Below are 6,481 nucleotides of genomic sequence, written 5' to 3'. Positions count from 1 at the left end.
CGTCCCGTTGCGGACTCTGGCGGCATCGAAGGAAGTTTGCGCCGGTGCCGTGACGTGGGCACTGCACCAGCGCTACTGCTTTAGCCGATTCACCCGTACCTGAAGGTTAATCAGGAATCCATGAAATATCATCGCTGTGCACTGACTCCAATCGCTTTGGAGACGCGAATGGCTAGCGTTCACAAGTCGCGACGGACGTACCGGGGCCGGCAGACACCCGCATTCAGCCAGATCACGCAATGATGAATGTGAGAATCGGCATCGCGCTCCTCCCCGTTGCACAACGACAACGCGAGGCACTGAGCGACTGGGAAGCGTTCCGTGTCGGTATGACGTGTGGACTCAGCAGATACGCGCGCTTTGCGACGAGCCTCGTGTTCGGAATGCGATGAGGCGCTTGAGATTGCGCCAGAGTGCAGCGAATTTGTGCGGTTCATGCGCGTGCAGCGACAGCATGGCCTCGTAGTGGGAACGCGATTCTTCGATGTGGGGAAGATTCGAAAGAAGGAGGCCGAAATTCATGGTGTATCTCCGTGCGTCAGGCTTTAACGCGTTACGCGGAAAGCAGGCAGACGGCGGAGTGCGCGCAGCATGGGCGCGGCGAAAGACGTCTACTCGCTTTCCTCAGTGAAATGACTTAAAGGAAAACTTGAATGGCATAAGGGATAACTATCACTGTCGGGCATATCGGCTCCTGATTGCGCGTTATACGCAGTGAATTCACGCGCCGATCCGCGCCGGCTAGCAAGGCGCGAACAAGCACATCCCGCGCGCGAAGCGCGAGGATTGGTTCCATAGGGCGGATGTGGGCGAGCGAACACCCGGCGCCCCTATGGCGCTCAGCGGTGCACGGGGGAGTGTTAGATTGCGACGCGCACCGTCTGCCTGGCGGCAAGACGGCGGCTGGAGAAAAAGCGCGGACGTCTTGCGGGGTCAGGCGATAAAACTGCTCTCAGATCGACTACAGCTACTGTCCAAGGTACCAGTCCCAAAGATCGACAATTCCGCGAGTGTAGATGACTGAACATTCGAGCGTCAACGAATTTTCGGCATGTGCGTACGCTCCTGGGCGCGTTCTGGTAATGAAGGGTTGAAAAATGGAATAGAAAGAATCGGGAAAGCCATTTTCAGGCTACGCATTGGGGTACTGATGGCGTGTCGATTCTGCACAACGGCTTTACGCGATTTTTACTTGTGGGCGCCGACTGAGAATCAATAGAATCGCGCGCGGCTGAAGAGGTTGGAGCGCCATTTCCGCATGACCTTTCGCTTCGCCGACGCCGCGTTCACCGGCCGGCTTCGATGCGTATCCGTAATGAAAAGATCAGCATATCGAAATGATTGGTGTCGCATGAAATATCGGTTGACACCCTAATGGGCGCCCACCTAGAATTCGCCCGTCTTCACAAAAGGGGCTAATGCCTTGGACAGTTGCAGTAGTCGATCTACGAACAGTTTCTCTGCCTGATCCGCAAGACGTCCGCGCTTTTTCTCCAGCCGCCGTCTTGCCACCAGGCAGACGGTGCGCGTCGCAGTAACACTTCCGTGCACCCCTGATTCGCGCCATACGGTCGCTGCGTTCTCCGCGCGAGCGCATCGTGCCACGTCGCGCGCATCGATCGCGATCGTGCCCGTCCGCGCCCTTTTCCACTCGGGCGCCGACCGGTACGTGGATGTTCGTGCGCGCTCAACGCCGATAAGGAGCCAACATGCCGGACAGTGACTGTTATCCGCTATCTCTGCTACGCCGCTTGCGGTGAACACCGCATAAAGCCTGTGCCTGAGCGTCCTGCAATCCGTGCGTCGAGTCAGACCACAGCCTGAGGGTATGGTTACGACGAGCCCGGACTCGTCATCCCGATAGTCAAATCGAAACGGAAATATTACATTCCTTGGCAATCAATAAGGATTGCGAAAGTATATCCAGATAAAGGATGAACTGTCGAACGTCAATGCAAGGATCTTGAAGATCTTCGTATGCATAGGATGTACGAAACGGTCTGACAAATATCGAATGTAAGAAGTTGTACTAACTGAAAATCAGGCGAAGTCATTCTGTTGGTCGAGCGGGTTTCGCCTTCTGGGCGTTTGCTTCGTAGCCGGCGGAGTACTGCTTCCAGAGCGCATCGCGGGTTGTTGTCGACGATCTGCGGCTCGCGAACAGAAATTTCAAACCTGTGACCGGATGTGGTCTCCCGGTCTCGAACTTCCATTTACTCGAAATCCAGCTCGCAAGGAGCAATACGGCATGAAAATAACGAACGTCAAATGGCTTGTGCCGGCCATCATCATTGCCACGCCTGTCTGGCTTGGCATCAAGCACTATGCACACGCGAGCGAAGCGCCTGATGCTGCTCCGGTGGCACCGTTCACAGTCGATCACGGCATCCTGCATGTGCCGGAAGGTTCGCCGTTGCGCACGCGCCTCGTAGTCGCGCCGGCCACCGTTTCGCGGACGCCGCACCAGGTGATCGTTCCCGGCGAGGTCGACGCCGATCCGTCGCGCACTGTGAATATCCTTCCGCCGCTCACGGGCCGCGTGACACTGAAAGTGGGTCTCGGCGATACCGTCAAGAAAGGTCAGGTCCTTGCGCTGATCGCTTCGGGCGACATGGCCCAGGCGTACTCCGACTTCGACAAGGCGCACGACGCGCTGGATCTCGCAAAGAAGACACTCGACCGTACGCGCGGCGTTCAGCAGACCGGTGCAGCCGCGGTGAAGGATATCGAGGCCGCGCAAAGCGGTGTGACCCAGGCCGAAGCCGAATACGTGCGTGCGAAGACGCGCCTCGAATCGTTCAGCGGGATTCCGGGCGCGGGCCCCGGTGCGCAGGCGCTTGCCATTACGGCACCCATGGACGGTGTGGTGACGGCACTGAATGTCGGTCAGGGCGGCAACGTTGACGATCCGACGGCCGCGATGATGACGGTCACCGATATCAGCACGGTCTGGGTCACGGCGAACGTGGCCGAAGATCAGATCAGCGAGATCCAGGCCGGTGACGACGCGGAGGTAACGCTCAGCGCCTATCCTGGCGAAGTGCTGCACGGCAAGGTACTTGCTTCGACCAGCGTCGTTTCGCCGGATACGCGCCGCTTGCCCGTCCATATCGCGTTCGGGAACCCGAACGGTCACCTGATGCCGAACATGTACGCCGATATCGCTGTCGATGTGCCGCAGCATCCCCAGGTAATGGTGCCGCAGTCGGCTCTGCTGATGCACAACGACAACACGACTGTGCTCGTGGAAGTGTCGCCGTGGGCGTTCGAGCGCCGCACGGTCGAGCTTGGCTACGACGAGGGCGATCTGACGCGCGTGCTCTCCGGGGTCAAGCCGGGCGAGCGTGTCGTCGTTAAGGGTGGGGTATTGACCAATGATTAAGAAGCTAGTCGATACGATCATCACGCGGTGCTTCGAGAAGCGCACGCTCGCGATCGTTGTTGCGATCATCGTCGCGATCTTCGGGTATTACTCGTGGACGCAGATGTCGATCGAGGCGTATCCGGAGCTGACCGACGTGACCGCGCAGGTGACCTCGCAGGCGCCGGGCCTCGCTGCGGAGGAAATCGAGCAGCAGATCACCATTCCGCTCGAGCGCGCGCTCGCCGGTACGCCCGGCGTCGTGATGATGCGCTCGAGCAGCACGTTCGGCCTGTCGCTCATCACGATGGTTTTCAAGGACGGTGCGGAGGATTACTGGTCGCGCGCACGGATCAACGAACGGATCAGCGGCGTGTCGCTCCCCACCGGTGTGACGCCCTCGCTCGACCCTGTTTCGGGGCCCGCCGGCGAGATCTATCGCTACACGCTTGAGTCCGACACGAAGAACCTGATGCAGCTTTCGGAGGTCCAGAACTGGATCGTGATTCCCGCGCTGATGCAGGTGCCGGGCGTGGCGAACGTCGATAATTTCGGCGGGTTCACAAAAGAGTACCAACTCGAAATCGACCCCAGGCAGTTGATCCGCTACAACGTGGCGATCAGCGACGTGATGACTGCCATTAACAACAACAATGGCAATGCGGGCGGCAGTCGTGTGACGCGTGGCGAGCAAGCTTACATCGTTCGCGGAATTGGCCAGATTCAGACGCTGAAGGATCTCGGCGATATCGTCGTCGCGCAGCGCAACGGCGTTCCCATTCTCGTGCGGGATCTCGGCAAACTCGTATATGGCCACCAGGTGCGCGAGGGTGTGCTCGGCAAGGACAACAATCCGGACACGATCGAAGGGATCGTTGATCTTTTGAAGTACGAAAATCCGTCGAAGGTGCTCGAAGGCGTGCACGCGCGCGTGGACGAACTGCAGAAGCAACTCGCGCCGATGGGCGTGCGCATTGTGCCGTATATCGATCGCGACAACCTCGTGCATGCCACCGTGGACAAGGTTGCGCATACGGTGATCGAGGGCGTGGGCCTTGTCATTATCGTGCTGATCCTGTTCCTCGGCAGTCCGCGCAGCGCTCTGGTCGCTGCAGTCACGATCCCGCTCGCGCTGGTGACGGTTTTCATCTTGATGCACCTGACCAAAATGTCGGCGAATCTGTTTTCGCTGGGGGCGATCGACTTCGGCGTGATCGTGGACGGTGCGATCGTGGTGACCGAGGCGATTTTACGCAGGCGCGAGAACGATCCGGACAGCGTGCTGAGCGGCGCCACGGTGCTCGAATCGACACGGCAGGTCGCGCATCCGATCTTTTTCGCGACCCTGATCATCATGGCTGCGTACCTGCCGCTGTTCGCGTTCGAGCGTGCGGAGGGCAAGCTGTTCCAGCCGATGGCCTATACGATGGGCTATGCGCTGTTCGGCGCGCTGCTCGCAACGCTCACGCTGATTCCGGGCCTCGCCTACGTGGCGCTGCGCAAGCCGCGCAAGCTGATGCACGTTCGCTGGCTGGAGCGTCTGCAGCAGGCATATGCACGCTCGCTCGAATGGTTCATCACGCGCAGGCAGCTTGCCTATACGATCGGAGCCGTGAGTCTTGCCGCGGTGATCGTGCTGGGCGTAACCATCGGCCGCGAGTTCCTGCCGGAACTCGATGAAGGGGCGCTGTGGCTGCAGGTGCAGATGCCGTCTGGCCTGTCGATCGACAAGGCGATGGAGATGGCAGCGGAACTGCGCAAGGCGGTGCGTGAATTCCCCGAAACGTCGTATATCGTCACGCAGCTGGGCCGCAACGACACGGGCACCGATCCGTGGACGCCGTCGCATATCGAGTCGGCCGTGGGCCTCACGCCGTACAGCACGTGGCATGGCGAAACCAGGAAGGAATTCGTCGATCGGCTGAGCAAGCGTCTGAACGCGATTCCGGGTCTTTCGGTAGGGATCAGCCAGCCGATCGTCGACGGAGAGGACGACATGATTGGCGGCGCACATAGCGCTCTGGTTCTGCGTGTTTATGGCGACGACTTCAAGGAGATGCGCCGCATCGGCAACGACATTGTCGATGTGCTGAAGAACGTTAAGGGTACTGACGATGCGTCGGTATTCCAGGAACCGGAAATTCCTCACCTCGTGATCAGGAATGACCGCGCCAAAGAGGCACGGTACGGGATCAACGTAGCCGACGTGAACACGCTCGTGACGAATGCGATCGGCGGCGCGCCGATCACGACGGTCTATGTCGGCGACCGGACCTACAATCTCACGCTGCACGTGCCGGAAAAGGTGGTGGCCAATCCTGAAACGCTCGGCCAGTTGACGCTGCCGTCGACTTCGGGCGCGAAGATTCCGCTCGGCGAAGTCACGAACATCTCCTACCAGATGGGCGAAAGCACGATCGCGCACGAGTTCGGCAAGCGTGAAGTCACGATCCGCATCGAGGACCGCAGCCGCGCGTTGTCGGAGTATCTCGCCGACGCGCAAGAGCAGATCGCCGCGAAGGTGCAGTTCGACCACGATAAGTACCACCTCGAATGGGCGGGCACATTCGAGAACGAGCAGCGCGCACAGAAGCGCCTCCTCATTTCATTCGGCATTGTGATGGCCGTCATGCTGATGTTGCTGATCGGAAATTTTGGCAACACGCGTCAGGCCGTGCTCGTGCTCGGCGTCGTTCCGCTCGCGACGCTTGGCGGCCTTGTTGCTCTGCATTTGCGTGGAGAGACGCTGAACATTGCGACAGCCGTGGGTTTCATTGCGCTATTCGGTGTCGCGGTGCAGAACGGGATCATCATGGTGTCGAACATCAACCGCTTGCGCGGGCAGGGTTTGCCGTTGCAGGAGGCGGTCACCATGGGTGCGCTCGAACGTTTCCGGCCGGTATTGATGACAGCAACGGTGGCGTCGGTCGGCATGCTTCCCGCGGCTCTTGCCACCGGCGTGGGTACGGATGTGCAGCGGGGTCTCGCCACGGTGGTCGTGGGTGGCCTCGGCATTGCGACGCTGCTGACGCTCTATATTCTGCCGACCTATTACTTTGTCCTCGAACGCTTCGTCGAACGACGCGCGGCGAACAAACCGACCGAAGAAGAGGCGTAATC

General features: G+C 59.6%; 2 protein-coding genes. Both read left to right on the top strand.

Annotated features, from left to right (window positions below):
- Positions 1-2,248: 2,248 nt before the first annotated feature.
- Positions 2,249-3,382, top strand: coding sequence for an efflux RND transporter periplasmic adaptor subunit (locus BFE01S_RS12265; RefSeq protein WP_028225749.1), 1,134 nt, complete (start codon positions 2,249-2,251; stop codon positions 3,380-3,382).
- Positions 3,375-6,479, top strand: a complete 3,105-nt coding sequence (locus BFE01S_RS12260; RefSeq protein WP_028225748.1) for an efflux RND transporter permease subunit — start codon at positions 3,375-3,377, stop codon at positions 6,477-6,479. Before BFE01S_RS12265 ends, BFE01S_RS12260 begins: the two co-directional genes overlap by 8 nt.
- The last annotated feature ends 2 nt before the right edge of the window (positions 6,480-6,481 follow it).

Origin of the sequence: Paraburkholderia ferrariae NBRC 106233 (assembly GCF_000685035.1) — a bacterium.
GTDB lineage: Bacteria > Pseudomonadota > Gammaproteobacteria > Burkholderiales > Burkholderiaceae > Paraburkholderia > Paraburkholderia ferrariae.
Note: the sequence above shows the minus strand (reverse complement) of the source record. Positions and strands in the feature narration are given on the sequence as shown.

Excerpts from the sequence above, each read along its gene's own strand:
- BFE01S_RS12265 (WP_028225749.1), top strand. The coding sequence starts at position 2,249 with ATGAAAATAACGAACGTCAAATGGCTTGTGCCGGCCATCATCATTGCC.
- BFE01S_RS12260 (WP_028225748.1), top strand. The coding sequence starts at position 3,375 with ATGATTAAGAAGCTAGTCGATACGATCATCACGCGGTGCTTCGAGAAG.